Annotated in this window: 22 protein-coding genes; 12 read left to right on the top strand and 10 right to left on the bottom strand. The window is 60.7% G+C overall.

All coding sequences use genetic code 11. The annotated features are described in order from the left end of the window. Nucleotides 1-269 precede the first annotated feature (269 nt). The 7 genes from HNE_RS18680 to metK all read left to right on the top strand — a co-directional run bounded on the left by HNE_RS18680 (nt 270) and on the right by metK (nt 7,012). Entirely contained in the window at nt 270-737 is a 468-nt protein-coding gene (locus tag HNE_RS18680) for a hypothetical protein (RefSeq protein WP_160162603.1), read from the top strand. Between the two features lie 428 nt (nt 738-1,165). Next, the gene (locus tag HNE_RS18675) at nt 1,166-1,324 is read left to right on the top strand and encodes a hypothetical protein (protein ID WP_156950301.1); all 159 of its coding nucleotides are present in this window, start codon (nt 1,166-1,168) and stop codon (nt 1,322-1,324) included. Nucleotides 1,325-1,345: 21 nt separating this feature from the next. Beyond that, nucleotides 1,346-2,422, top strand: a complete 1,077-nt coding sequence (gene rfbB, locus HNE_RS03940) for a dTDP-glucose 4,6-dehydratase (protein ID WP_035590300.1) — start codon at nt 1,346-1,348, stop codon at nt 2,420-2,422. 111 nt (nt 2,423-2,533) lie between these two features. After that, nucleotides 2,534-3,409: a glucose-1-phosphate thymidylyltransferase RfbA gene (rfbA, locus tag HNE_RS03935; protein WP_011645817.1), complete on the top strand. Its 876-nt coding sequence runs from the start codon at nt 2,534-2,536 to the stop codon at nt 3,407-3,409. A 112-nt stretch (nt 3,410-3,521) separates the two neighbouring features. Further along, on the top strand, nt 3,522-4,931 hold the full coding sequence (ahcY, locus tag HNE_RS03930; RefSeq protein WP_011645816.1) for an adenosylhomocysteinase: 1,410 nt from the start codon (nt 3,522-3,524) through the stop codon (nt 4,929-4,931). Nucleotides 4,932-4,950: 19 nt separating this feature from the next. Next, nucleotides 4,951-5,808: a formyltetrahydrofolate deformylase gene (purU, locus tag HNE_RS03925; RefSeq protein WP_011645815.1), complete on the top strand. Its 858-nt coding sequence runs from the start codon at nt 4,951-4,953 to the stop codon at nt 5,806-5,808. Nucleotides 5,809-5,830: 22 nt separating this feature from the next. Next, nucleotides 5,831-7,012, top strand: a complete 1,182-nt coding sequence (gene metK / locus HNE_RS03920; protein WP_011645814.1) for a methionine adenosyltransferase — start codon at nt 5,831-5,833, stop codon at nt 7,010-7,012. Nucleotides 7,013-7,259: 247 nt separating this feature from the next. Here metK and HNE_RS03915 read toward each other — a convergent pair whose 3' ends face one another. Further along, entirely contained in the window at nt 7,260-7,886 is a 627-nt protein-coding gene (locus HNE_RS03915) for an RNA polymerase sigma factor (protein ID WP_035590104.1), read from the bottom strand. A 542-nt stretch (nt 7,887-8,428) separates the two neighbouring features. On the opposite strand from HNE_RS03915, the gene HNE_RS03910 reads away from it, so the two are divergent. After that, nucleotides 8,429-8,647: a helix-turn-helix domain-containing protein gene (locus HNE_RS03910; protein WP_011645812.1), complete on the top strand. Its 219-nt coding sequence runs from the start codon at nt 8,429-8,431 to the stop codon at nt 8,645-8,647. Between the two features lie 172 nt (nt 8,648-8,819). On the opposite strand, the gene HNE_RS03905 is transcribed toward HNE_RS03910, so the two are convergent. After that, a complete protein-coding gene (locus tag HNE_RS03905; RefSeq protein WP_011645811.1) occupies nt 8,820-9,974 on the bottom strand; it encodes a DegT/DnrJ/EryC1/StrS family aminotransferase in 1,155 nt (384 codons plus the stop codon). A gap of 266 nt (nt 9,975-10,240) precedes the next feature. On the opposite strand from HNE_RS03905, the gene HNE_RS17780 reads away from it, so the two are divergent. Beyond that, the gene (locus HNE_RS17780) at nt 10,241-11,446 is read left to right on the top strand and encodes an AGE family epimerase/isomerase (protein ID WP_011645810.1); all 1,206 of its coding nucleotides are present in this window, start codon (nt 10,241-10,243) and stop codon (nt 11,444-11,446) included. On the opposite strand, the gene HNE_RS03895 is transcribed toward HNE_RS17780, so the two are convergent. The 4 genes from HNE_RS03895 to glmS are packed head-to-tail and all read right to left on the bottom strand — an operon-like array spanning nt 11,413 to nt 15,709. Continuing rightward, nucleotides 11,413-12,333 carry a hypothetical protein gene (locus tag HNE_RS03895; protein ID WP_035590106.1) on the bottom strand — a complete coding sequence of 307 codons (921 nt, stop codon included), beginning with the start codon at nt 12,331-12,333 and terminating at the stop codon, nt 11,413-11,415. The two genes, HNE_RS17780 and HNE_RS03895, sit on opposite strands and share 34 nt — an antisense overlap. A 27-nt stretch (nt 12,334-12,360) precedes the next feature. After that, the gene (rfbD, locus tag HNE_RS03890; RefSeq protein WP_011645808.1) at nt 12,361-13,251 is read right to left on the bottom strand and encodes a dTDP-4-dehydrorhamnose reductase; all 891 of its coding nucleotides are present in this window, start codon (nt 13,249-13,251) and stop codon (nt 12,361-12,363) included. Next, the gene (rfbC, locus tag HNE_RS03885) at nt 13,248-13,829 is read right to left on the bottom strand and encodes a dTDP-4-dehydrorhamnose 3,5-epimerase (protein ID WP_011645807.1); all 582 of its coding nucleotides are present in this window, start codon (nt 13,827-13,829) and stop codon (nt 13,248-13,250) included. The genes rfbD and rfbC overlap by 4 nt, the downstream gene beginning before the upstream one ends. A gap of 53 nt (nt 13,830-13,882) precedes the next feature. Further along, a complete protein-coding gene (gene glmS, locus HNE_RS03880; RefSeq protein ID WP_011645806.1) occupies nt 13,883-15,709 on the bottom strand; it encodes a glutamine--fructose-6-phosphate transaminase (isomerizing) in 1,827 nt (608 codons plus the stop codon). A 165-nt stretch (nt 15,710-15,874) separates the two neighbouring features. Between glmS and cysD the strand changes: the two genes are divergently transcribed. From cysD to HNE_RS03865, 3 genes are all read left to right on the top strand, one after another. Continuing rightward, nucleotides 15,875-16,861, top strand: a complete 987-nt coding sequence (cysD, locus tag HNE_RS03875) for a sulfate adenylyltransferase subunit CysD (RefSeq protein WP_011645805.1) — start codon at nt 15,875-15,877, stop codon at nt 16,859-16,861. Continuing rightward, complete coding sequence (gene cysN, locus HNE_RS03870) at nt 16,861-18,792, top strand: sulfate adenylyltransferase subunit CysN (protein ID WP_011645804.1); 1,932 nt, start codon at nt 16,861-16,863, stop codon at nt 18,790-18,792. The genes cysD and cysN overlap by 1 nt, the downstream gene beginning before the upstream one ends. An 87-nt stretch (nt 18,793-18,879) precedes the next feature. Then, a complete protein-coding gene (locus HNE_RS03865; RefSeq protein ID WP_011645803.1) occupies nt 18,880-19,950 on the top strand; it encodes a mannose-1-phosphate guanylyltransferase in 1,071 nt (356 codons plus the stop codon). 64 nt (nt 19,951-20,014) lie between these two features. Here the strand turns inward: HNE_RS03865 and der are convergent, their stop codons facing one another. From der to panB, 4 genes are all read right to left on the bottom strand, one after another. After that, nucleotides 20,015-21,547, bottom strand: a complete 1,533-nt coding sequence (gene der, locus HNE_RS03860) for a ribosome biogenesis GTPase Der (RefSeq protein WP_011645802.1) — start codon at nt 21,545-21,547, stop codon at nt 20,015-20,017. Nucleotides 21,548-21,599: 52 nt separating this feature from the next. Next, the gene (locus HNE_RS03855) at nt 21,600-22,949 is read right to left on the bottom strand and encodes a PQQ-binding-like beta-propeller repeat protein (RefSeq protein WP_011645801.1); all 1,350 of its coding nucleotides are present in this window, start codon (nt 22,947-22,949) and stop codon (nt 21,600-21,602) included. Then, nucleotides 22,946-23,662 carry a hypothetical protein gene (locus HNE_RS03850; RefSeq protein WP_011645800.1) on the bottom strand — a complete coding sequence of 239 codons (717 nt, stop codon included), beginning with the start codon at nt 23,660-23,662 and terminating at the stop codon, nt 22,946-22,948. Before HNE_RS03850 ends, HNE_RS03855 begins: the two co-directional genes overlap by 4 nt. 79 nt (nt 23,663-23,741) lie before the next feature. Then, nucleotides 23,742-24,569, bottom strand: coding sequence for a 3-methyl-2-oxobutanoate hydroxymethyltransferase (gene panB / locus HNE_RS03845; RefSeq protein ID WP_011645799.1), 828 nt, complete (start codon nt 24,567-24,569; stop codon nt 23,742-23,744). Nucleotides 24,570-24,605: the final 36 nt, after the last annotated feature.

Below are 24,605 nucleotides of genomic sequence, written 5' to 3'. Positions count from 1 at the left end.
ACTCCTCGATGACTTCCTGTAGCAGCCCGGAATCCGGACAGATCCCCGAGATAGTAGGGCACCACGCGGATGGGCTTCCCGCACAGAGATTTCATTGAGGCTTGTGTAAAAGTGCTCGGTACCCAGAGCTCATCAAACAAATCGACTGCTTTGTCCCAAGAGGCGGGCGCGATAGGCAGCTCCCACACCCATGCAGCGATTAGGCGTCTGCCCGCCCCCCTCCAGTTGCGGCACAGAAAGAGGGCGCGCTCCAGCTCAGGGGCGTTCAGATGAACGATCAGCGTGCCTCCGCGCGGGCATTGCGACAGACGATGGCTGAGCAACGCTCCCATAGGCGCGTGAAGGTCCACTTGGCCGAACCCAGCGCTCAGATCGATCCTGATGACATTAACCCCGGACACCTCAAGCGCATCTGCGCACGCGCGCGCAGACTGGCCTATACCACTTGCCGTGCTGAAAAGGCCCGCGACATATACCAGCTCTCCTGGCGCCCAATCAGCGCCGTTGCCGGGGCGTTGCAACACAAGATTCCTCATTCTCCAGAGAAGGCGGTCGCCCAGTCCCGGCGCATTCAAATCCAACTTCTCGCTCCTTTTTTTGTCACGGACGGCCTTGTTATCGCTTTTTGGACCAATGCAACGAAAGATCAATCTTCGGAGCTGTGCCCAGAAGGTCAATCAGGCGGAACATCATCGCCCCAAGGCAAGTGGGTAAAGAAATCTTGCAACCCCACATGAGCGTGCGATCAAAAACCCGGAATGTAGCCGCATCCACGGCGCCAGCGACTTAGTTCGCAAATCCGCGCGCATGACAACTGCCCTTCCGCTAGACGACTTGACAACTACGCCCTGCTTGGCGACCTCTCGGCCAAACGGACTGCAAGAATGCTAGTTTACGGCTTTCCATGGGCTTCCGCTCTGAAAGGACTTAGATGCTCTTCTCCCAATCGATTCCGGAAATCTTTCTGGTAAAGGTTCGGCGTTTCGAAGTTTACCGTCAGGCCCCCTACGATCAGAACGGACCATCCGGTCCCATCCTCCAAGATAACCAGCCGCTTCCGCACGCACGCAGTTTGCTTCGCTGGTTGCATGTTCAGATAGTTCCGTCCGGTCAGGCAAAGCTGTCCAACATCCGGGACACATTGGCGTCGGTTTATCGGCAAAAAATGGCTGACCGCGCACTTGATCGCTGCCTCGCCTGGAACGCCCCCTCGATTGCCATTGACTGGCCCCTCCAGGGGAACGCCCCCATCCAGTCCGAAAAAGTCGCCGCGCAGCCCAACCTGTCGGACCTTCCCGACTATTTCCAGTATTCCAGAAGCTAGATGCAGACCAACAGTCCTCCTGTGAAAGTCCTAGTAACAGGCGGCGCCGGCTTCATCGGGTCCGCGCTCGTCCGTCATCTTATTGATACCACGCACGCCCGTGTAACCGTGGTGGACAAGCTCACTTACGCGGCCAATCTGGACTCCCTCGCGCCGGTCTCCGCCTCGCCGCGCTACACATTCATCCGCGAAGACATCTGCAATGCCCCCGCGATGCGCGACATATTCCTAGCCGAACGTCCCGATTATGTCCTCCACCTTGCCGCTGAAACGCATGTAGACCGCTCCATTTCCGGCTCGCAGCAATTCATTCAGACCAATATCAACGGTACCTACAATCTTCTTGAGGCCGCCCGCGCCTTGCAGGCAGAGCGCTCCGGCGACCTGCGCAGCCGGTTTCGCTTCCTTCATGTGTCCACCGATGAAGTGTACGGCTCGCTCGGGCCCGACGGTCTCTTCAGCGAGACCACAGCCTATGATCCGTCCTCGCCCTATTCGGCCTCAAAGGCCGCGTCAGACCATCTGGCCAAGGCCTGGCACCGCACCTATGGCCTGCCGGTCATTGTGTCGAACTGCTCAAACAATTACGGCCCGTATCACTTTCCCGAAAAGCTCATTCCGCTGATCATTCTGAACGCGCTCGAGGGACAGAGGCTGCCGGTCTATGGCGATGGATCGAACATACGCGACTGGCTGCATGTGGAAGATCATGCCCGCGCGCTGTGGAGGATCGCCACGACGGGACGGCCCGGCGAAACCTATAATGTCGGCGGGCTGAACGAGCGCACCAATCTCCAGGTCGTTCACACGATCTGTGACCTCCTCGACGAACTGCGGCCCGCAAACCGGCCGCGCCGGGAGCTGATCGAATTTGTTTCCGACCGGCCCGGCCACGATCAGCGCTATGCGATTGACGCAGCCAAACTTCAGACCGAGCTCGGCTGGAAAGCGGAGGAAACCTTCGACACCGGCATCCGGAAAACGGTCGAATGGTATATCGATCACCCCGAATGGTGGGGGCCGTTGCGCAAATCGGTATATTCCGGAGACCGGCTCGGCCTCCTCGCCGCCTCCGGCGAGCCGGCCGCAAAAGACTGACACGCCTCCCGATACGCTGCAGAATGCACACATAGGCGATTGCAATGCCCGCACGCCGCGATAGCTTGCGCGGCCAGTGCTGCCGGCGGGTAAAACAGGATTGTAGATTCAATGAAGGGCATCATTCTGGCGGGCGGAAAAGGTACGCGCCTCTATCCGATCACGCGCGGCACCTCCAAACAATTGCTGCCGATCTATGACAAGCCGATGGTCTACCATCCGATCACGACGCTGATGCTTGCGGGCATTCGCGAAATCCTCGTGATCGCCATGCCCGATTCCCTGACAGCCTATCAGCGGCTGCTGGGCACCGGCGAGGATTGGGGCATGAGCTTCACCTACGCCCCCCAGCCAGAGCCACGCGGCCTTGCAGAGGCCTACATCATCGGCGCCGGCTTCGTGAACGGCCAGAGCAGCGCGCTGGCCCTTGGGGACAACATGTTCTACGGCGCCGGCCTCGGCGGGGAGCTGGAAAAGTTCGGAAAGCTTGAAACCGGCGCCACGGTGCTCGCCTGCCAGGTCAACAACCCCTCCGACTTCGGCATCGTTGAAATGGGCGCCGACGGCAAAGCCATCTCCATCGAGGAAAAACCCGCCCGCCCCAAAAGCAACTGGGCGGTCACCGGCCTCTATTTCTACGACAAGGACGTGGTCGACATTGCAAAGGACGTCCAGTCCTCCGCCCGCGGCGAGCTGGAAATCACCTCGGTCAACGAAGTTTACCTCCAGCGCGGCAACCTCAACGTCCATCGCCTCGCCCGCGGCACCGCCTGGCTCGACGCCGGCACTTTTGACGGCCTCATCCAGGCGTCCCAGTTCGTGCAGACGGTCGAAAAGCGCCAGGGCATGAAGATCGCCTGCCCCGAGGAAGTCGCCTGGCGCAAGCGCTTCATCGACGACGCGCAGCTCGAAAAGCTCGCCGCCGGCTACCGCAATGAGTACGGCCAATACCTGCAAAGCCTGCTCACCGCGCCTTTCCGGGAATAGGGTCGCGCCCCAACAGACCATCCGGCCAATTCAACGCAGCTTGCAGCGGCAAAACCTTGCGCGTGCCCACCGGCCATGTTAACCGCAGCCCAACATATAAAGGATCGTTGATATGAGCGCCAAAGCCGCCCCCCAGGACTATTTCGTGAAGGACATCTCGCTGGCAGAGTACGGCCGGAAAGAGATCGCGATTGCCGAAACCGAAATGCCGGGCCTGATGGCTGCCCGCGAAGAGTTCGGCCCCAGCCAGCCGCTCAAAGGCGCCCGCATCTGCGGCTCCCTGCACATGACGATCCAGACCGCCGTGCTGATCCAGACCCTCGAAGCCCTTGGCGCCCAGGTGCGCTGGGTTTCCTGCAACATCTACTCCACGCAGGACCACGCCGCCGCAGCCATCGCGGACGCCGGCACCGCCGTCTTCGCCTACAAAGGCGAGACGCTGGAAGAATACTGGGACTACACCGACCGCATGTTCCAATGGCCCGATGGCGAAGGCCCCAACCTCATCCTCGATGATGGCGGCGACGCCACGATGTACCTGATCCTCGGCGAAAAGGCCGAATCCGATCCCTCCTTCCTCGAAAAGCCCACCTCGGAAGAAGAGAAGTATTTCTTTGCCCAGATCAAAAAGCGCCTGACGGCCTCGCCCGGCTGGTTCAAGAAAACCAAGGCCGGCGTCCGCGGCGTCTCGGAAGAGACCACCACAGGCGTCAACCGCCTCTACCAGCTGGAAAAGCGCGGCGAACTGCCTTTCCCGGCAATCAACGTCAACGACTCGGTCACCAAGTCGAAGTTCGACAATAAGTATGGCTGTAAAGAGTCGCTCGTCGACGCGATCCGCCGCGGCACGGACGTCATGATGGCCGGCAAGAAAGCCTTCGTCGCCGGCTATGGCGATGTCGGCAAAGGCTCGGCCGCCTCGCTCGCCGGCTCGGGCGCCCGCGTCGGCGTTTCGGAAGTCGATCCGATCTGCGCCCTGCAGGCCGCCATGGACGGGTTTGAAGTCCTGACCATGGACGAAGCCGCGCCCAAATTTGACATCTTCGTCACCGCGACCGGTAACAAGGACATCCTCACCGTCGACCACATGCGCGCCATGAAAGACATGGCCATCGTCTGCAATATCGGCCACTTCGACAACGAAATTCAGGTCGAAGGCCTGCGCAATTTCCAGTGGACCAACATCAAGCCGCAGGTCGACATGATCACCTTCCCGGACGGGAAACGCATCATCCTCCTCTCCGAAGGCCGCCTGGTAAACCTTGGCAACGCCACCGGCCACCCCTCCTTCGTGATGTCGGCCTCCTTCACCAACCAGACGCTCGCCCAGATCGAGCTTCACCTGCGCGGCAACGAATATGACAACAAGGTCTACACCCTGCCCAAGCACCTCGACGAGAAAGTCGCCCGTCTCCACCTCGACAAGCTCGGCGTCCAGCTGACCAAGCTGTCGGGTGAACAGGCCGCGTATATCGGCGTGGAACAGACCGGCCCGTTCAAGCCGGAACATTACCGCTACTGATCCGGCAGCGGGGACAGCCTTGTCGCAGACCTTCATCCTTACCCTGAGTTGCCCGGACAGGGTTGGCCTCGTGGCCAGCCTTGCACGGCTCATGGAGGAGCATGGCTGCTTCATCGTCACCTCGCGCACCTTCGGTGATCCGCAGACGAACCGTTTCTTTGCCCGGCTGGTGTTCAGCCCGCCGGGCAATGGCGGTTCGCTCGACGCCGTGAAGGCCGCGATGGCGCCGCTCGCCGCAGAGATCGAAGCCGACTGGCAGATCCGCTCGTCGGACGAAAAGCTGCGCACCCTGCTGCTGGTCTCGAAGTCAGACCATTGCGCCAACACGCTGCTCTACGCGGCGCGGCGCCATGAACTGCCCATCGAGATTACCGGCATCGTCTCCAATCATGACAGCCTCAAGCCGGCTTTTGCCCATTGGGGCCTGCCCTGGTTCCATGTCCCGGTCACGGCCGCATCCAAGCCCGACGCCGAAGCGCTCCTCTACAGTATCATTGAAGAGACCCGCTCCGAACTGGTCGTCCTTGCACGCTACATGCAGGTGCTCAGCGAGGAGGCCTGCCGCCGTCTTGAAGGCCGCGTCATCAACATCCACCATTCCTTCCTGCCCGGTTTCAAGGGCGCCCAGCCCTATCACCAGGCGCATGCCCGCGGCGTAAAAGTCATCGGCGCTACGGCCCATTATGTCACCGCCGATCTCGATGAAGGCCCGATCATCACCCAGGCCACCGAAACCATCGACCACACATTCACGCCAGAAGACATGGTCGAAACCGGCCGCCACATCGAAGGCATTGCCCTTCTGCGGGCGGTAAAAGCCCATGCCGAGCACCGCATTTTCCTGAATTCCGGCCGCACAGTCGTGTTCGCCCGGTAAGCCATTCCAAGAGGAGCCAAGAATGCCCCTGAAGTCCCATGAGTTCACCAGCGAGAGCGTCGCCGAAGGCCATCCCGACAAGGTTGCCGACCAGATTTCCGACGCGATTGTCGATCTGTTCCTGAGCAAGGACCCGACCTCGAAAGTCGCCGTCGAAACGCTGTGCACGACCAATCGCGTGGTCCTGGCCGGCGAAGTGCGCACCAATAACGGCTCCGTCGTCACGCCTGACGAAATGAACGCTGCGGCCCGCGCCGTTGTAAAAAAAATCGGCTATGAGCAGGACGGCTTCCATTGGGAAAAGATGGCGGTTGAAAACCACGTCCACGGACAATCTGCCGAGATTGCCCAGGGCGTTGAAGAAGGTCAGGGCCTCTTCAAGGAAGAAGGCGCCGGCGACCAGGGCATCATGTTCGGCTATGCCACCGATGAAACGCCCGAGCTGATGCCCGCCACGCTCGTCTACTCTCACCAGATCCTCCAGAAACTGGCGGAGCTGCGCCATTCAGGCAAGAACCCGCAGCTTGAGCCCGACGCCAAAAGCCAGGTGACGCTCCAGTATGAAGGCTCCCGTCCGGTTGGCGTCAACGCGGTCGTTGTTTCTCACCAGCACAAGGCCGGCGTCAGCCAGGAAGAGCTGCGCGAGGTCATCCGCCCGGTGGTAAAAGCCGTCCTCCCCGAGGGCTGGTTCCCGCCCGAAGAGAAATTCTACGTCAACCCCACCGGCAGCTTCGTCATCGGCGGCCCCGATGGCGACTGTGGTCTCACCGGCCGCAAGATCATCGTCGACACCTATGGCGGCGCAGCCCCCCATGGCGGCGGCGCGTTCTCGGGTAAAGACCCGTCCAAGGTTGACCGCTCGGCCGCCTATGCCACGCGCTACCTCGCCAAGAACATCGTTGCCGCGGGCCTCGCCACGCGCTGCACCATCCAGGTGTCCTACGCGATCGGCGTTGCCCAGCCGCTGTCGATCTATGTCGACACCCACGGCACCGGCCAGGCCGACGAAGCCCGCATCGCCAAAGCCGTGCGGGAGCTTTTCGACCTCTCGCCCAAAGGCATCCGCACGCATCTGAAGCTGTCCAACCCGATCTACGGGCCAACAGCCGCCTACGGACATTTCGGCCGCATCCCCGGCGAGGGTGGCACCTTCACCTGGGAAAAAACCGACCTGGCCGGCGAACTGAAACGCCTCGTCAACTAAGCGATTTGGGGGGACAGGCCCTGCCCTGTCCCCCGCACGCCTCTCCCTGCCTAAGGTCAGGAAAGGCATCCGGGAAGAGGCAAGCTCGTGCATCGCCCTCTGCCGGAGCAGTTCACGCCCCTCCTTCCCACCGCTCTGCCTTGCTGAGGGCAACTCTTCACCCCCGGGACGCACTTCCCCGGTCGGCGTGTAACCGATCCGCGGTGTCCTGCCTGAAAACGGTTGAGCGCAGGCGGCCTCGGCCGATTTACGGCTTCGGACGTGGCCGCGTGCCCTTCTCTGTCACGTCTCCGTGGTGAGCGGCCGGATCTTCGGCTTCGGCCAGGCGCGCGGCAATTTCGGCAACGGCCCGCGCCACATGTTTTTTGACGGCGGTTGAGGAGATCGACAGACGCCGGGCAATCTCTTCATAGGAAAGACCTTCATACCGGTGGAGCCGCAACGCGGCCTGCCGCCGCGCGCTCATGCCCGACACCACGGCTTCAGCAATGGCTAGCCGCTCCGCGTCCATGAGCTGTTTTTCCGGGTTCGGGCTGGCCGGACATGCCAGCTGCTCGCCTATCGCGCCGATATCCTCTCCCTGGTGCCGTTTGCTCCAGGGCGCCCGGAGGTGGCTCAGCGCCGTGTTCCGCACCAGCGTGAACAATAGCGGCCGCAGCTCGTCTGTCCCTTTGTCAGGGTACGCCCTCCGCGCCGCCAGGAATGCGCCCTGCACGATATCTTCGGCATCTGCATCATTACGCACCCGTATGCGGCAGAAGCGCAGAAGCTGGCGATACTGTGTGCGGAAGATATAGGTGAGCGGGGAAACGGCGGACGAAGTTCCTGCTTCTAGAGTCTTTTCAGCATAGTCTCCGGCAGCTTTGCTTTGCAAATTCGCTGACTTTGGAGGCACGTCGGACCTTTGTTCAATCACAGCCACTACTCCGCAAACGTTCCAGAGACAGGTTCGACCTGACAGTTTCGGCCAGCCACCTCAATTTGATTTGCAGAGTATACTCCGTGCTTGTATTTTCTTCAACCAGATCTTGAATCTGCATCTCCTAAAATTGTTTCAGGAGGATCAATGGTTCCGCGGGCGGAGTTCAAACCCAAGAACCGGGCGTTCCTGCATAACGCGTCTGAAAAGCCATGGGATTGCTGCACCCGCACCTGCACTGCTCTACCGACTGTTTCAGGCTCTCAAAAAATTCAAAGTGACGCTATTGGACCACAGCCAAGACATCGAATGATAGGCGAAGCGATTTCCCTTTTCATGAGACAGGTCTGAATTGTGAAGCATTCCCAAAATTCAGGTGCTTTCTCTTTTCAAGTCCTAAACCTGTATCGGCACTGAGCGTCCATCTAAAAGTATGCGATTATTTTGTAGAGTATACTCCGTGGTTATATACTCTTCGACATCGAAGAATCTCGACTATGGATATTCGGGATATCTTCGCTCAGAACATCAGAAGGGTCCGTCGCCAGAGAGGGGTCTCTCAGGAGGAATTAGCGTCTCTTGCAAATATCGACAGGACCTATGTGAGCGCGCTTGAACGAAGTGTATACAGTGCCTCTCTGGATGTCGTCGCAAGTATTGCCAAAGCACTCGATGTTGAGCCCCACGAACTTCTATTGAAGAGTCGGCGGAACTAAACCTGAAGAGGCAGCAGCCTTTTTTGGCAGGTTCCGACCGAGTGATCTACCGATCTTGCATTCAGTGCAATCAGCAACGATCTCTCGCAATTTCGGCCCACAGTCGGGCGACGAACTACCTGAATACAATTGGGGGTCTGCGCTGGCCTCACCGTGCAGAGCTCAGCCCTGATCACCCGTTGAACCCGAGCATCGCTTCAACAATCCGGTCCTGGTCTTCCGCAGACAGATAAGGGTGCATCGGCAGGGCCAGCACATGCCGGCTCGCCGTCTCGGTCACCGGCAACGTGCCGTCCGGCGGCGCAAAGCGGGCCGCAAAGTCCTGCTGATGGATTGGCACGGGGTAGTAGACCATGCTGGGAATGCCGTTGGCGGTCAGATGGGCCTGCAGGCCATCGCGCTGGTCATGCTCGATCACATATTGCGCCCAGACACTCTGCCCGCCCGCAATCACGCCCGGCACACGGCGCACCTTGCCGCGCAGCGCCTGCGAATAGCGCTGCGCAACCGCTTCGCGCTTCTCGATTTCATCGGCAAAGATCTTCAGCTTCTCCAGCAGGATCGCTGCCTGGATTGTATCCAGCCGTGAATTCATCCCCACCCGGAGCGAGAGGTATTTCGGGTCATGATGAAAGTTCCGCTGCGCCGCATCGGTCGGCGTCACCTTGCCATAAACCCGCAGCGACTCGATCAGCTCGGCCAGCGCGCTGTCATTGGTCACAATCGCCCCGCCATCGCCATAACAGCCCAGCGGCTTTGCGGGAAAGAAACTCGTCGTGGCAATGTCGGCCCAGTCAGAAGGATGCTTGCCATTCAGCGTGCAGCCATAGCCCTGCGCCGTGTCGGCAATAAGCTTCATCCCTTCCCGGTCACAGATCGCCTTGATGGCGGGATAATCCGCTGGCTGACCAAAGAGGTCCACCGCAATCACCACCTTAGGTGTCAGTCTGCCCTCCGCCTTCACGCGCGCAATCTGCGCCTCAAGGCTCGCCGGGTCCATATTGTAAGTCTCGGCATGGATGTCGACAAACACCGGCGTTGCCCCCAGCCAGGGCACAACCTGCGCGGTCGCCACAAAGGTAAAGCTCGGACAGAACACTGCGTCGCCCGGTTTCAACGCCCACGCCATCAGCGCCAGCGCCAGCGCGTCGGTTCCGTTGGCGCAGGAAACGGCATGTTTGGCCCCGCACCAGGCCGCCAGCTGCTTCTCCACTTCGCCCACTTCCGGGCCAAGCACATACCGCCCGCTCTCGATCACCGCCTGAACGGCCGAATTGATCTGGCTCTCGATACGGCGGCGCTGGGCCTGAAGGTCAATGAACTGCATGTTTCTTGTATCCTGATCCCCGGGCCAGTCTCAGACCCTGCCCGATGTCTGGCGCGCACGGGCGCTTTAGGCCAGTCACACTTGGTTTCAACTTATGTCCAACGATGGCTGCATCTGACGCACTCTTAATGTTGTTCCATCGCCAGTGATCGGGCAGACAACAGGTGATAGCATGCTTGGCTCGATTCCCTTCGGACGCGGCTGCTTACAATGACTATGGCGGCCAGAGCTTTCTCCTGGCCGACGCGCCTGGGAGGTCCCGCCCCATGATAGAAGCCTTTAAAGTGCCCCATCGGACAGCCGCCTCCTCTGCAGTCGAAAAGGTGCGGAGCTGGGTTCTGGATGAGGCGATGCCATTGTGGGTCCGGCATGGGATCAACTCAACGCATGGCGGACCGGTCGAAGTTTTCGCTCTGGACGATGATCCACAGCCCCTCGCCGCCCCGATGCGCACCCGGGTGACCGGTCGGCAACTCTACGCCTTCAGCCATGCTCACCTGATGGGCGTACCGGACAGTCTTGCCGCAGCCGACCAGATGTTTGATTTTCTGAGGCGCCGTATCTGGCTCGGCGCGGAAAAAGGTTGGTGCAGGACCTTATCCTCCGCTGGCCAGCCGCTGGACCTCCAGCCGGATCTCTACGATTTCAGCTTCTGTCTCTTTGGGCTGGCGTGGTATTATGAAGCAACTGGCAGTGCCCAAGCGCTTAGCCTGGCGCTCCAGACTCTTGAGATCGTCGAGCGCGATTTCCGGCATCCGTCGGGAATGGGATACCACAATGCGCTTCCAGGCATGCTCCCCCGTCAGCAAAACCCTCATATGCATCTGTTGGAAGCTGTCTTGAAACTTAATGCTGTGGCGCCCAGCCAACAGCTGTCATCGCTCGCTTCAGAGCTCGTCGCTCTGTTTTCGGACAAATTTTTCAGTTGCGAGTACGACTGCCTGCCCGAATTCTTTACATCCGACCTTGAGCCTCTTCGCGAGGCGACAGGCTGTTTTCGTTTTGAGCCGGGCCACCAATTCGAATGGGCCTGGATACTGGCGCAACATCAGAAGCAGTCAGGAGCTGATCACAGCGACCTTATCCGCCGCCTTGTGGCGGGGGCTGAACAGTTGGGCGTCAGCCAAACGAGCGGGCTCACATTTAATGCTGTAGCCACCAACGGCGCTGTGCTTGATCCCGGCTCACGAACCTGGCCGAACACGGAACGGATTAAAGGATGGCTCGGCCTTTCCGAAGTTACAGGTGAAGATCCCTGGAAGAAGGTGGAGAGCGCCTGCGACACCCTTTTCAAATATCATCTGGGACCTGGTGCCCCCCGCGGACTGTGGCATGATACAATCTCAGAGCAAGGACTGGCGATCACAGACACAGTGCCCGCATCCACACTTTATCATCTGTTGCTGGCATTCAGCGAGATCCTAAGGCTTTATCCGGCTCAGGAAAACTCCACGCGCTCCTGCGAGAAGTAAAACAGCGAACGGGTCTCGTCATCAATCGTCGAGGCATCGACATGCAACAGCTTGCGCATCGCATTCTTGCGATCCTTCAGCGCATGCTCGAAATCCCCCTCGATCAGCTTGTCGACGCCAAGGCGCGACATCGCATCGCGCACTTCCATATAAAGCGTCAGAGATCCGCCCAGAAACATTGATTCATAAGCAATCTTGCTGGCAATCTTGTCGTGAATGTCGGCGTATCCAAACTGGCGCTCCATCACGGACTGGCGCTTGGTGATGAAGTCGATTTCCTGCCTGTGGTCGGGATGGCGCAGGTAGATGGATTTCAGCCGGATCATCTCCGCATCAATCGTCTCCTTCACCTCATCGGGCAGGAAGTCCGACAGGATGATGACAATGTCGACATCCGACCCCTTCACCATCTCTCCGGACGCGGCATGCTCGCGCGGCTCATTGTGGGCCAGGAAATAGGCAAGATCACCGGCAATGAACGCGCAGAGCTGGCTGCGGATTTCCCGCGTCAGCTTGAGGAAAACGCCCTTCATCGCGCTTTGGGCAACCGCAATTTTCTCGCGGCTTATTTCCCGGTGCATGTTCGACAGCGAGCCCTGTCGCTCGATCATCTGCTCGCGCTGCCCCGGCAGGCCAAAGAGGGTGAAGGAAAGAAAATCCCGCAGGATCGACGGGCTCAGCCGCACCTGATCTTCCCGCGTAATATCATATCGCAGGTAATAGCTGGCAAAGTGAGAGATCAGGAAAGACTGGCTCCGGAAACAGGCCTGCCACAAGGCCAGCACCGGCACGTCGGGCATCGCGAACGCCAGCTCCTTGCCGATCTGGGGCCCTTTCTCCTTGAGGGTCAGGAATATCCGCTGCTCGATGTCACCGATGGAGTTCATTTTCTGCCTCGCCCGTCCTGCCCGCAATCAGCTGTCTTGTGCCACAAGAACCCTGACAGATTTCTGAAGACCAATCTGCCAGTTTGGCAAAGCCACGCCGAATACGCGGTTAGCCTTGCCCGCGTCCAGCCGCGCATTCAATGGCCGCTCGGCCGGTGTGGGATAATCCTGCGTCAGAACCGGCAACACCCGCGCCGCCGGCCCGCCAATTGTGCGGCTTTCCGCAAAGATGGCTTCTGCCATACTGGCCCGGTCCACCTCGCTGCCGCCCGCCAGATGGTAGATGCCCCAATCCTCAAATCCGGGCTGAAGCACCTGGCCGGCAATCTCAAGCAGCCCCGCCGCAAGATCAGGGCAGTAAGTCGGGTATCCGATCTGGTCGCGGACAACCGAAATCTCGTCGCGCTGGCGCGCAATCTTCAGCATTGTACGGACGAAGTTGTCTGCATGTTCGGAGAACACCCAAGACACACGCACAATAAGGTGTTTCCGGCAGGACAGGGCAACGGCTTCTTCGCCGGCCAGCTTTGATCGGCCATAGGCATTTATCGGCTCCGCCAGGTCTTCGGGCGTGTACGGCGCCTCTTTGCGGCCATCAAAGACACAATCGGTCGAAATGTGGATCAACGGAATGTCCGCAGACGCGCAAAGCCGGGCGAGCGTGGCAGGGCCGTCCCGGTTCAGCGCAAAGGCTTCACTTGTCTGGGTCTCGGCCGGGTCAACCTTGGTATAGCCGCCCGCGTTCAGCACGAGGCGCGGCGTCATCTTCGCCACCAGATCGGCAAGCTTGATGGGGTCTGCCAGATCCGCGTCCGGCCGGCCCACACACACCACATCCTCGCGGCCCATTGCGCGCAGGCTTTGGGCCAGCTGCCCGCTGCTGCCGATGACAAGAATTGGCCCGGAGCGAGCTGTCATCGGTTCAGGCCCACGGCAGCTGGCCAGACCAAATCTGAACAATCTTTAAGTGCAGGCAGCCTCCGGTCTTTATCAGACAAGATGAGGGAGTCCGTTGGAAATGGCCAGTGAATGCCGATTTCCGGATCGTCAAATGCAACTCCGGCATCACTTTGCGGCGCATAATGGGCCGATACTTTATAGTATATCTCACAGCCATCATCGAGCGAGCAAAACCCGTGTGCAAAGCCAGCCGGTATCAGCAGTTGCCGGCCATTAATTGCAGAAAGTTCTACCGCGGTGAACTTCCCGAATCTCGGAGATCCGGGCCTGATGTCTACAACAAGATCCAGGATCCGGCCCTGCAAACAGCGCACAAGCTTGACCTGTTCGTGGGGCGGCTTTTGAAAATGAAGTCCCCTAACCGTTCCGGCCTTCTCGGACCTCGACTGGTTGTCCTGAACGAACTCAAAATCGATACCAGCTGCGAAGAACGCAGACCGGTTATAGGTCTCGCTGAACCAGCCGCGCCCGTCAGTATGGCGGGCCGGCAGCACATGGAGCACTTCGGGAAGTGCATCGTCGGATGTCACAATCAAGGTCATTGCTGCGCTATATCATAGCGCAGCAAGCCTTCAATGCGGAGCGAGCCCTATTCCACCGTCACCGATTTGGCCAGATTGCGCGGCTGGTCGACATCGGTTCCGCGTGTCAGGGCCACATAATAGGCCAGCAATTGCAGCGGCACGGCCGAAAGGATCGGCAGGGAAATATCGTCGCCATCCGGCAGCAGGATCACATGATCGGCCCGCTTGCCTGCCGCCTTGATGCCCGCCGCGTCGGAGATCAGGATGATCTCTGCGCCGCGCGCGCGCACTTCCTCGACATTGGAAATCGTCTTCTCGAACAGCTCATCCTTCGGCGCCACCACGACGACCGGAAGCCCCTTCTCGATCAGCGCGATGGGGCCATGCTTCAGCTCGCCCGCCGCATAGCCTTCGGCATGGATATAGGAGACTTCCTTCAGCTTCAGCGCGCCTTCCAGCGCGAGGGGATAATACCGGCCCCGGCCCAGGAACAGCACGTCGCGCTTGCCGGCGATATGCCTGGCAATCTCCCTGACCTGACCGGCGCATTCGAGCGCCTCGGTCACCTTGCGCGGCAGGGCCAGCAGGCTGCGGACATAGTTCATCTCGTCACCCGGCAGCAGATGCCCGCGCGCCTTGGCAGCCGACAGCGCCAGAACGGCGAGTACGGACAATTGCGCGGTAAAGGCCTTGGTCGAGGCCACGCCGATCTCCGGCCCGGCATGGGTGGGCACGATGGAGGCGGCTTCCCGCGCAATCGAGCTTTCCGGCACGTTCACGACCGCAATCGCCGGCGTGCGGTTTTCCCGGCAATAGCGCAGCGCGGCCAGCGTATCGGCCGTCTCGCCGGACTGGCTGACAAACAGGGAAAACCCCTTCTGCGGCAACACCGGGCGGCGATAGCGGAACTCCGAGGCAATGTCGGGCTCGAAGGCCAGGCGCGCGATCTGCTCAAACCAGTATTTCGCCGTGAAGGCCGCATAGAATGCCGTGCCGCAGGCAATGGCCACGGCGCGGTCAGCGTCGGCAAACAGCGTCTCGGCTGCCTCGGGCACGCTGACTGTCTGGGTCGCCTGATTGATGTAAGGCATAATCGAACGCGCCAGCGATTCAGACTGCTCATGGATTTCCTTGAGCATGAAGTGATCATACTCGCCGCGCTCGATCAGGGCATCATTGACCGCCGACGTCACGCGCGCGCGGTTGACCCGCTCGCCGCGCACATTGCGGATGTCAAAGCTGTTGCGGCGAAGGACAACCCAGTCGCCCTCCTCCAGATAGGTAACGTCCCGCGTCAGCGGGGCCAGCGCGATGGCGTCGGAGCCGAGATACATCTCGTCCTCGCCATAGCCGAGCACCAGGGGCGAGCCCTTGCGGGCGCCGATCACCAGCTCCGGGTCATTCGAGAAAATGGCGGCAATGGCGAATGCGCCATGGAAATGCTTCAGCGCCTCTTCAAAGGCGGCAACCGGGTCTTTGCCCTCTTCCATATAGGCATCGATCAGCTGGGCGATGACTTCGCTGTCGGTTTCAGACTCGAATTTGCGGCCCCGCCCCTCAAGGTCCTCGCGCAGCTCGCGGTAATTCTCGATGATGCCGTTGTGCACGATGGCGACCGAGCCTGACATATGCGGGTGGGCATTTGTCTCGTTTGGCGCGCCATGTGTGGCCCAGCGGGTGTGGGCGATTCCGGTGAGCCCTTTCAGGGGGTTTTCCGTCAGGCGCTCCTGCAAGTTGACGATCTTGCCCTTGGCCCGGCGGCGCTCGACGCCGCCTTCGGCAGCGACCGCGATGCCTGCGCTGTCATATCCGCGATACTCGAGCCGCTTGAGGCCATCGACCAGGCGGCCAGCGACTTCATCTTTCCCTGCAATTGCGACGATGCCACACATTTAAACGGTGCTCCGGTTCTCTGGCCCCAGCCAACAATCTGATCGTCTCCATAAACCTCGCGAGTCAGGCTGCACAATGACGATTTATGTGCATTTGTGACACCAATTGCGGCGGATTCAGGTCTGGCGTCGGCTCGGCTTTCGTTTAGCTTTACTGAAGGGTGAATGCGGACCCGACACGGAGCCTTTCTTCTGCTGGCAAGGCCCGCTACGGAACGCGCTCACACGCCAGAACAGGATCAGTACACCTTGCCCACCCTGACCCATCTTGACCGGCTGGAAGCCGAAAGCCTGCACATCCTCCGGGAAGTCGCGGCCGAATGCGAAAAGCCGGTGATGCTGTATTCGATCGGCAAGGATTCGGCCGTGATGCTGCATCTGGCGATGAAGGCATTCTATCCGGCCAGGCCGCCCTTCCCGCTGCTGCATGTCGATACCGGCTGGAAGTTCCGGGAGATGATCGCGTTCCGCGACCGCAAGGTTAAAGAGCTGGGCCTGGAACTGCTCGTCCATATGAATGAGGACGGCGTGCGCGAAGGCGTTGGCCCCTTCACGCATGGCTCGGCCTACCATACAGATGTGATGAAAACCGCCGCGCTGAAACAGGCGCTCGACAAGTACGGCTTTGACGCCGCCTTTGGCGGCGCCCGGCGCGACGAAGAGAAGTCCCGCGCCAAGGAGCGCGTCATCTCCTTCCGCTCGGCCGGCCACCGCTGGGACCCCAAACGCCAGCGCCCGGAAATCTGGAACCTCTACAACACCCGGATGCACAAGGGCGAAAGCCTGCGCGCCTTCCCGCTGTCCAACTGGACCGAGCTCGACATCTGGCAGTACATTCGCCGCGAAGGCATCGAGCTCGTCCCGCTCTATCTGGCCGCGCCGCGCCCCGTGGTCACCTGGAACGACACGCTGATCATGGTCGATGACGACCGCGTGCCCGCCGAGATCGCCGCGAAAGCGGAAGTTAAATCCGTCCGTTTCCGGACGCTTGGCTGCTACCCGCTGACCGGCGCGGTGGAAAGCACCGCCACGACACTGGATGATGTTATCCAGGAAATTCTCCTCACCACCACGTCCGAGCGCCAGGGCCGCGCCATCGACAAGGATCAGACCGCCTCCATGGAGAAGAAGAAGCAGGAAGGCTATTTCTGATGCGCCTCAACGACGATCTCATTGCTTCGGATATCGGCGCGTATCTGGAGGCGCACGAGAACAAATCGCTCCTGCGGTTCATCACCTGCGGCTCAGTCGATGACGGCAAGTCCACGCTGATCGGTCGCCTGCTCTACGATTCGAAAATGATCTTCGAAGATCAGCTGGCCGCGCTGGAAAACGATTCCAAAAAGGTCGGCACGCAAGGCGAAGGCATCGACTTTGCCCTCCTCGTGGACGGCCTCGCGGCCGAGCGGGAGCAAGGTATCACGATTGATGTCGCCTACCGCTTCTTCGCAACACCCAACCGCAAGTTCATCGTCGCCGATACGCCGGGACATGAACAGTATACGCGCAATATGGCGACCGGCGCCTCGACCGCTGACGCGGCCATCCTGATGATCGACGCGCGCAAGGGCATCCTTACCCAGACGCGCCGCCACAGCTTCATTGCCAGCCTTCTCGGGATCAAACATCTCGTCCTGGCCGTGAACAAGATGGACCTTGTCGGATACAATCAGGATGTGTTCGACGACATCGTGGCAGATTACAGGACTTTTGCCGAAGGTCTTCCGGGTAAGGTCAATATCCAGCCTATTCCGCTCTCGGCGCTGGCGGGCACCAACATGACTGAGCGCTCGCCCGAGACGCCCTGGTATGAGGGTCCAAGCCTCATCGAATATCTCGAAACGGTCGAGATCGAAGCAGAAGATACCGCGCGGCCGTTCCGCCTGCCGGTCCAGTGGGTCAACCGGCCCAATCTCGATTTCCGCGGCTTTGCCGGCCAGATTTCCAGCGGCGCCGTTCGCCCCGGGGATCGCGTGCGCTCGCTTCCCTCCGGGCGTGAAACCACGATCACCCGGATCGTGACCGCAGGCGGCGACCTGGACGAAGCGGTTGCGGGCCAATCCGTGACTCTGACCTTTGCTGACGAAATCGACACCTCCCGCGGCGACATGATCGTCTCCGCCGATCAGCCTGCGGAAGTTTCCGACCAGTTCCAGGTTCACCTGCTCTGGATGAGCGAGCAGGCCCTGCTGCCGGGCCGCCGCTACATCCTCAAGGCCGGAGCAAAAACCGTGACGGCGACGGTCAACGCGCCCAAGCACGGCATTGACGTCAACACGCTCGCCGAAACGCCCGCCCGCGCCGCCGAGCTTAACCAGATCGTGGTGACCACCCTTTCCCTCGACCAGCCGATCCCGTTTGATCCCTATAAGGATAACCGGGAGACCGGCGGCTTCATCCTGATTGACCGCCAGTCCAATGATACGGTCGCCCTCGGCCTGATCGACTTTGCGCTGCGCCGGGCCTCAAACATCCATTGGCAAGCCATCGACATCAGCCGCGATGCCCTCGCCGAGCAGAAGGGCCAACGCCCGGCGGTGCTCTGGTTCACAGGCCTTTCCGGCTCGGGTAAATCCACTATCGCCAACGCCCTGCAGAAGCGCCTCTTCGCCTATGGCCGGCACACATTCATCCTCGACGGGGACAATGTGCGCCACGGCCTTAACCGCGACCTCGGCTTTACCGACGCCGACCGCGTGGAAAACATCCGCCGCGTCGCCAATGTCGCCCGCCTTATGTCAGATGCCGGTCTTATCACGCTGGTCTCGTTCATCTCTCCCTTCCGGGCCGAACGCCAGCTGGCACGCAGCCTGATGCCTGAGGGCGAGTTCATCGAGATCCATGTCGATACGCCTATCGAAATTGCCGAAAGCCGGGATGTCAAAGGCCTCTACAAGAAGGCCCGCGCCGGTGAGATCCGCAACTTCACCGGTATCGACAGCCCGTATGAGCCCCCGCGCAATGCCGAAATCCGAATCAGTACGGCTGATCGCACGGCGGAAGACGCCGCTGAGGAGATTTTCACTTATCTCGAGACGCACGGATTCCTCAGCGTCTGGGACGGCCCCGGCAGCGGCATCTGAAACAGGTGCTGATTGCGCTCAGGCAAAGTGTTGCATGAAGGGCGCAAATGCGCCATCCCGCCTTCAGTTTGATTAGATGAGTAAAGCATGAGTATTCACCCTGTGATTATGTGCGGCGGTGCTGGCACACGTCTTTGGCCGGCATCTGATAAGGCCTGTCCCAAACAGTTTCACCGACTCGTCTCGAATCATTCTGTTTTTCAGGAAACAGTGCTGCGTTTCCGCGCCGCAGAGGACGAAGAGGTCTTTGCTGCCCCGATCATAATCAGTAATGCCGCTTACATCGAACTCATCGAAACACAACTCGCTGAAATCGGTGTGGAGGCCTGCGCAATCCTGCTGGAGCCGGAGGGCAAGAATACCGCCGCGGTGGCCGCCTTGGCCGCGCGCTTCATCGCCGGAAAGTTTCCCGGTGGATTGGGCCTGCTTCTTCCATCCGATCATTATATCGGTCAGCCATCTGTCTTTATTAATGCTATCCGAAAAGCCGCAGAAACGGCTCAGAAAGGCTACATCACAACCTTTGGTATCGCCGTGAGCCGACCGGAAACGGGCTTTGGATATATTCACGCTGGCTCACCTCTGGACGGGCCGGTCTCAACGGTTGCTGCATTTCGCGAGAAGCCGGATTCAGCAACGGCCGCCAGCTATCTGGCTGCTGGCGATTATAGCTGGAATGCGGGAATTTTTCTCTTTGAAGCGGACACCCTGCTCATCGAGCTGGAAGCCCACGCACCAGATATTCTGGAGATTTCTGGCCTGGCACTCAGCAAGGCACGACACGACGGCAATAAAATTTTCCTCGATCCAGGCTACTTTACCAGCATTCGCAGTACATCGATCGACTATGCCATAATGGAAAAGACCCACCGGGCCGCCGTGTACGCGCCGCTCGAATGTGCGTGGAGTGATATCGGCACCTGGGCGATGATCGGTGATGTATCTGATCGCGCTAACTCACCTGAAGCGATCAGCGTTGCGTCGGGTGAATGCCTTGTACATGCCGCTGAGGGGATCCTCGTCGCACTGGTCGGCGTCGAGAATCTTATCGTGGTCGCCGATGGAAACCGCGTTCTGATCACTACCAAAGAGCGCTCCCAGGATGTTGGGAAAGTGGTTCAGGAACTCAGGGCACGAGGTCTTGACGCCTATCTATGATATCAGATACCGCGCCGCTCCAACCGAAATAAGCGATTATCATCCGTCCGACGGCGGATCGTTGTCAGTTATTTCGGCGCTTGTGGCGCGGCGGGCCATCAGCCCCCACCTTGCCGGCATACGGGTTCTTGCCCTGCCGCACGAAAAGCCGGATCGGCACGCCATGCATGTCGAACGCCTCGCGGATGCCGTTGACCAGATAGCGCTTGTAGCCCTCCGGCATCTGATCGCCGCGTGAGGCAATCAGAACGAAGGTCGGCGGGCGGGCTTTCATCTGGGCCATGTAGCGCGGCTTGATCCGCTTGCCCTGCACGCTCGGCGGCGGGTGATGCTCTACCGTGTGACGCAGCCAGCGATTGAGGTCGCCGGTCTTCGCGCGCGCGGTCCAGTCCTTGTAGACCTTCACGACCGCCGGCATCAGCTTCTCGATATTGCGACCCGTCAGACCCGAGAGGAATACGACCGGCGCGCCGCCTGCATTTGGCATCAGCCGGTTGGCCAGATCGCGGATATGGCGCGCGGCGCCGTCCGTATCTTCGACCGTATCCCATTTGGAGATGACGAGCACGACGCCCCGGCCTTCGCGCAGCGCGAGGTCCGCGATCTGCAGGTCCTGCTTCTCCATCGCCTCATGCGCGTCCATCACGAGCGCAACAATGTCGGCATATTTCAGGGACCGGATCGTTTCCGCCGTCGACATCCGCTCGAGGCGTTCCTGAACCTTGTTCTTCCGGCGCAGACCTGCGGTATCGACCAGACGGATCTGGCGGCCTTCCCACTCCCAGTTCACGGTGATGGAATCGCGCGTGATGCCCGCTTCAGGTCCCGTCAGCATGCGGTCTGACTGGAGAAGCTGGTTGATCAGCGTCGACTTGCCCGCATTGGGGCGCCCGACGATGGCCAGGCGGATCGGGCGGTCAGACTGGACCGGCGCTTCGGCGACATCGGCGTCGATGTCTGCCGCTTCGATGGCCGCTACGAGATCATCATCGGAAAGCGTCGTGTCTTCGATGTCGATATGGGCGAGCTTTTCGAGGATGTCTTCCCCGGCGCCGCGCTCATAATCGGGTTCGGCTTCTTCCAGCGCGCGCTCATAGGCTTCCGGGCCGAGCGCGTTGCGGATTGATTCATACAGCTCCGCCATGCCTTCGCCATGCTCAGCCGACAGGCCGACAGGTTCTCCAAAGCCCAGACGGAATGCATCGAATACGCCCGCTTCCCCGGCGCGGCCTTCCGCCTTGTTGGCCGCCAGAACCACGGGAATGTTTGCCTTGCGCAGCAGGCCGGCAAAGGTCTCGTCTTCCGGGGTCACGCCCACGCGGGCATCCACCAGAAAGAGAACCAGATCGGCCTCGGCGATGGCCGCTTCAGTCTGGGCACGCATCCGCGCCTCAAGACTGTCATCGTTCACATTGTCGAAACCGGCGGTATCAATCAGCGACAGAGGCAGGGACGCGAGGCGCCCGTCTGCCATCTTGCGGTCGCGGGTCACGCCCGGCTGGTCATCCACAAGCGCAATCTTCTTTCCAACCAGACGGTTGAAAAGCGTCGATTTACCGACATTTGGCCGGCCGACAATGGCGAGCTTCAATGGCAAGGCAAAAGCCCTCCGCAGCGGCTAAGGCCGGAAGGACTGCCCCCGGCCGGAATTATCTGATGGCGATCAGGCGCGCCTCGTCCGTCAGGACATAAAGCTTACCCTGGGCCGCGATGGGCTCAAGATACACCGTATCGCCAAGTTTCAGCGAAGCGGTCTGCTGCCCCGTCTGGGTGGAGAATGCAAGCAGTTCCCCCTCTGAAGACACAGTGATCACCCGGTCAGACGCGATAATCGGTGATGTATAGCTGATCCGGTTCTTCTTTTTCTCTTCATTCTTGAACTGCGGCAGGCTGGTTACCCAGAAAGCATCGCCATTCTGGGCATCCAGACAGGCGAGTTCGCCGGTCAGCCCCATCACGAAGAGATACCGCCCCGCCAGCGCCGGCGCGCGGGTCGAGCCGATCGGCTTGTTCCAGATGCGGTTTCCGGTGCGCCCGTCGATCGCCACGGTGGCGCCCGACTGGTTGGAGGCAAAGACCATACCGGCGCCGAGAATGGGCCGGGAGCCGATGTCGTTGATTTCGGAAATCGGCGTAAAGCCGCCCGCCTGCTGGATCGCGTCGGTCCAGAGGCGCCGGCCGTTCGAGGCCAGATAGGCAATGATTTCGCCCGAAGAGAAAGGCGCGATCACGAATTCCTCGACCGCAGCCACACTGGAGCTGCCCAGAACGCGGGCCGTTTCGGAAATGGCCTGATCGCTCCACTGGGTCTGGCCGGTGGCCAGATCGAGGGCGAAGATCTCGTTGTTGTTGGAGCTGATAAACACGCGGCCATCGGCAACCGTCGGCGAGCCGGTCATCGGCGCGCCGAGCGCCCGTTTCCATTTTTCTTCGCCAGAAGCCGAGTCCATGGCAACGACATAGCCATAGCCACTGGCGACGATCAGCGTATCGCCCGAAACGGCGATCCCGCCGCCGACGGCGGACTTGTCGCGTTTCGACAGGCCTTTGAGCTTTTCAGACCAGACATTGGCGCCGTCCGACAGGCGCATGGCGCGCACGGTCTGCTGGGAATCCAGCACGTAGATGTGCTCTCCATCGGTTACCGGCGTGGCGGTAAGGGCTGCCTTGCGGGTGGAGCCTTTGCCGGCGGAGCGGCGCCAGTCGATCTGGAGGTCGGGCGCAGCCTGCAGGTGACCGGTCGATTTCGACGGGCCACCGCCCGCCTCCGGCCAGGCGTCAACGGCAACGGCAGCCGGAAGCTCGATCGGCACGCCGGCGAGACCGGGCTCGGGTGCCACTTTCTCCTCATCCAGCACCATCGCGAGACGGCCTGCCTTGTCTTCTGCTTCCCGTGCCTCGGCCGCGCCGCGGCCAAAGCTCGGCAGGCTGCTGCAGCTCGACAGGGTAAGGGCTGCGGACAGCGCCGTTGTGACGAGAATGGTGCGGGCAAACTTCATTGGCCGGTCTCCTGCGGCTCGGCCGGGGTCGCCTCGGTGGGCGCGGCCTCTGTTGCGTCTTCAGTTTCAGCCGTCACAGGGATCGCCGCCAGGGCAATCTCAGCGCGCCGGACCAGCCCTTGCGGGGCAAATGCGTCGAGCCGCAGGCGGTTGTACGCCGTGCGGGCGCGGGCGAAGTCGCCCGCTTCAAAGGCTTTGGCAGCAATCAGCTCGCGCGCCAGGGCGCCGACCGTGCTGTCATCGTTGGCGAGACTGCCAAGGCTCAGCTCCAGCTCCTCAAGGGATTGCGTATCGGCCTTGAAATAGGCCGACTTCAGCAGCGCGAGGCGCTCATAAGGCCCGCCTTCGGTGCCGCCGACGGATGCCAGCAGCTCAGCTGCTGCGGCCGCGTCGCCGCCGCCTTCATATTTGGTCTGGGCGAGGAAATGGGCTGCCAGCGGGGCGAGCTTGGGGTCCTCGTTCATGATCTTGGTGAAGGCCGCTTCGGCCTCTTCATAACGGGCGTCTTCGAGGGCGCGGATGCCGCTTTCCAGCGCCAGAGCGCGTTCCTGCCGGCGCTGTTCCGCCTGAGGCTTGAGCACGAACTCATTGACGGCCACGCCGATAATCAGGGCCGCAACCCCGCCATAGACAAAGGGGCGCCACTTCTTCCAGAGCCCCGCCAGCTTTTCCTGGCGGATGCCTTCATCTACTTCAGTGAAAATATCGCTCACGCTGGGGCTCCGGCGGGACTGTTGGGGACTCGGGCGCAAACTAGACGGCCCATGCGGAGGCTGCAACGCATCAGCGCTGTTAAGACCCTTGTTTTCGCAGGCTGTAGGTTTCAGCCGTGCCGGGGAAGCGCCGGGCGCGCACATCTGCAGCGTATTCAGCGGCGGCTTTATCGACCACTTCGCGCAGATCGGCGTAGCGGCGGACGAATTTGGGCGTCCAGTCGAACAGGCCGAGCATGTCCTGGGTGACGAGAACCTGGCCGTCACAGGCCGCCGAGGCGCCGATCCCGATGGTCGGGCAGCTGACTTCGGCGGTGATGGCGGCGGCAAGATCCTCGGCGACGCCTTCGATGACGATGCAGAAGGCGCCGGCATCGGCCGCGGCGCGGGCCTCGGCGATGACGCGGTCGCGTTCATCTTCGGTGCGGCCCTTGGCGCGGAAGCCGCCATCGACGTTGATTGCCTGCGGGCGCAGGCCGATATGCCCCATGACCGGAATGCCGCGCTCGACGAGATGGGCGATCTGGCCGGCAGCATAGGCGCCGCTTTCGATCTTGATGGCCTGGCAGCCGGTTTCCTTCATGATCCGCACCGCGTTCAGGAAGGCCTGATCAGCGTTGGTTTCATACGAGCCGAAGGGCATATCGACCACGACCATCGCCTGGGACGCGCCGCGCATGACGGCCTGGCCGTGGAGGATCATCATTTCCATCGTGACGCCAACCGTGGACGGCAGGCCATGGACCACCATGCCGAGGCTGTCGCCCACCAGCAGGATGTCACAATGGGGATCAAGGATCGCGGCGGTCGGGGCGTCATAGGCCGTCAACATGACAAGTGGCGTTGCCCCTTTGGCAGCGGCGATGTCCTTGACGGTCTTGCGGGTCGTCTGGGTCTGTTTTGACATGGCCTGCGATTACCCGGTCAGGACCGGGCGGGCAAG

The organism is Hyphomonas neptunium ATCC 15444 (genome assembly GCF_000013025.1).
GTDB classification, from domain to species: Bacteria; Pseudomonadota; Alphaproteobacteria; order Caulobacterales; family Hyphomonadaceae; genus Hyphomonas; species Hyphomonas neptunia.
Note: the sequence above shows the minus strand (reverse complement) of the source record. Positions and strands in the feature narration are given on the sequence as shown.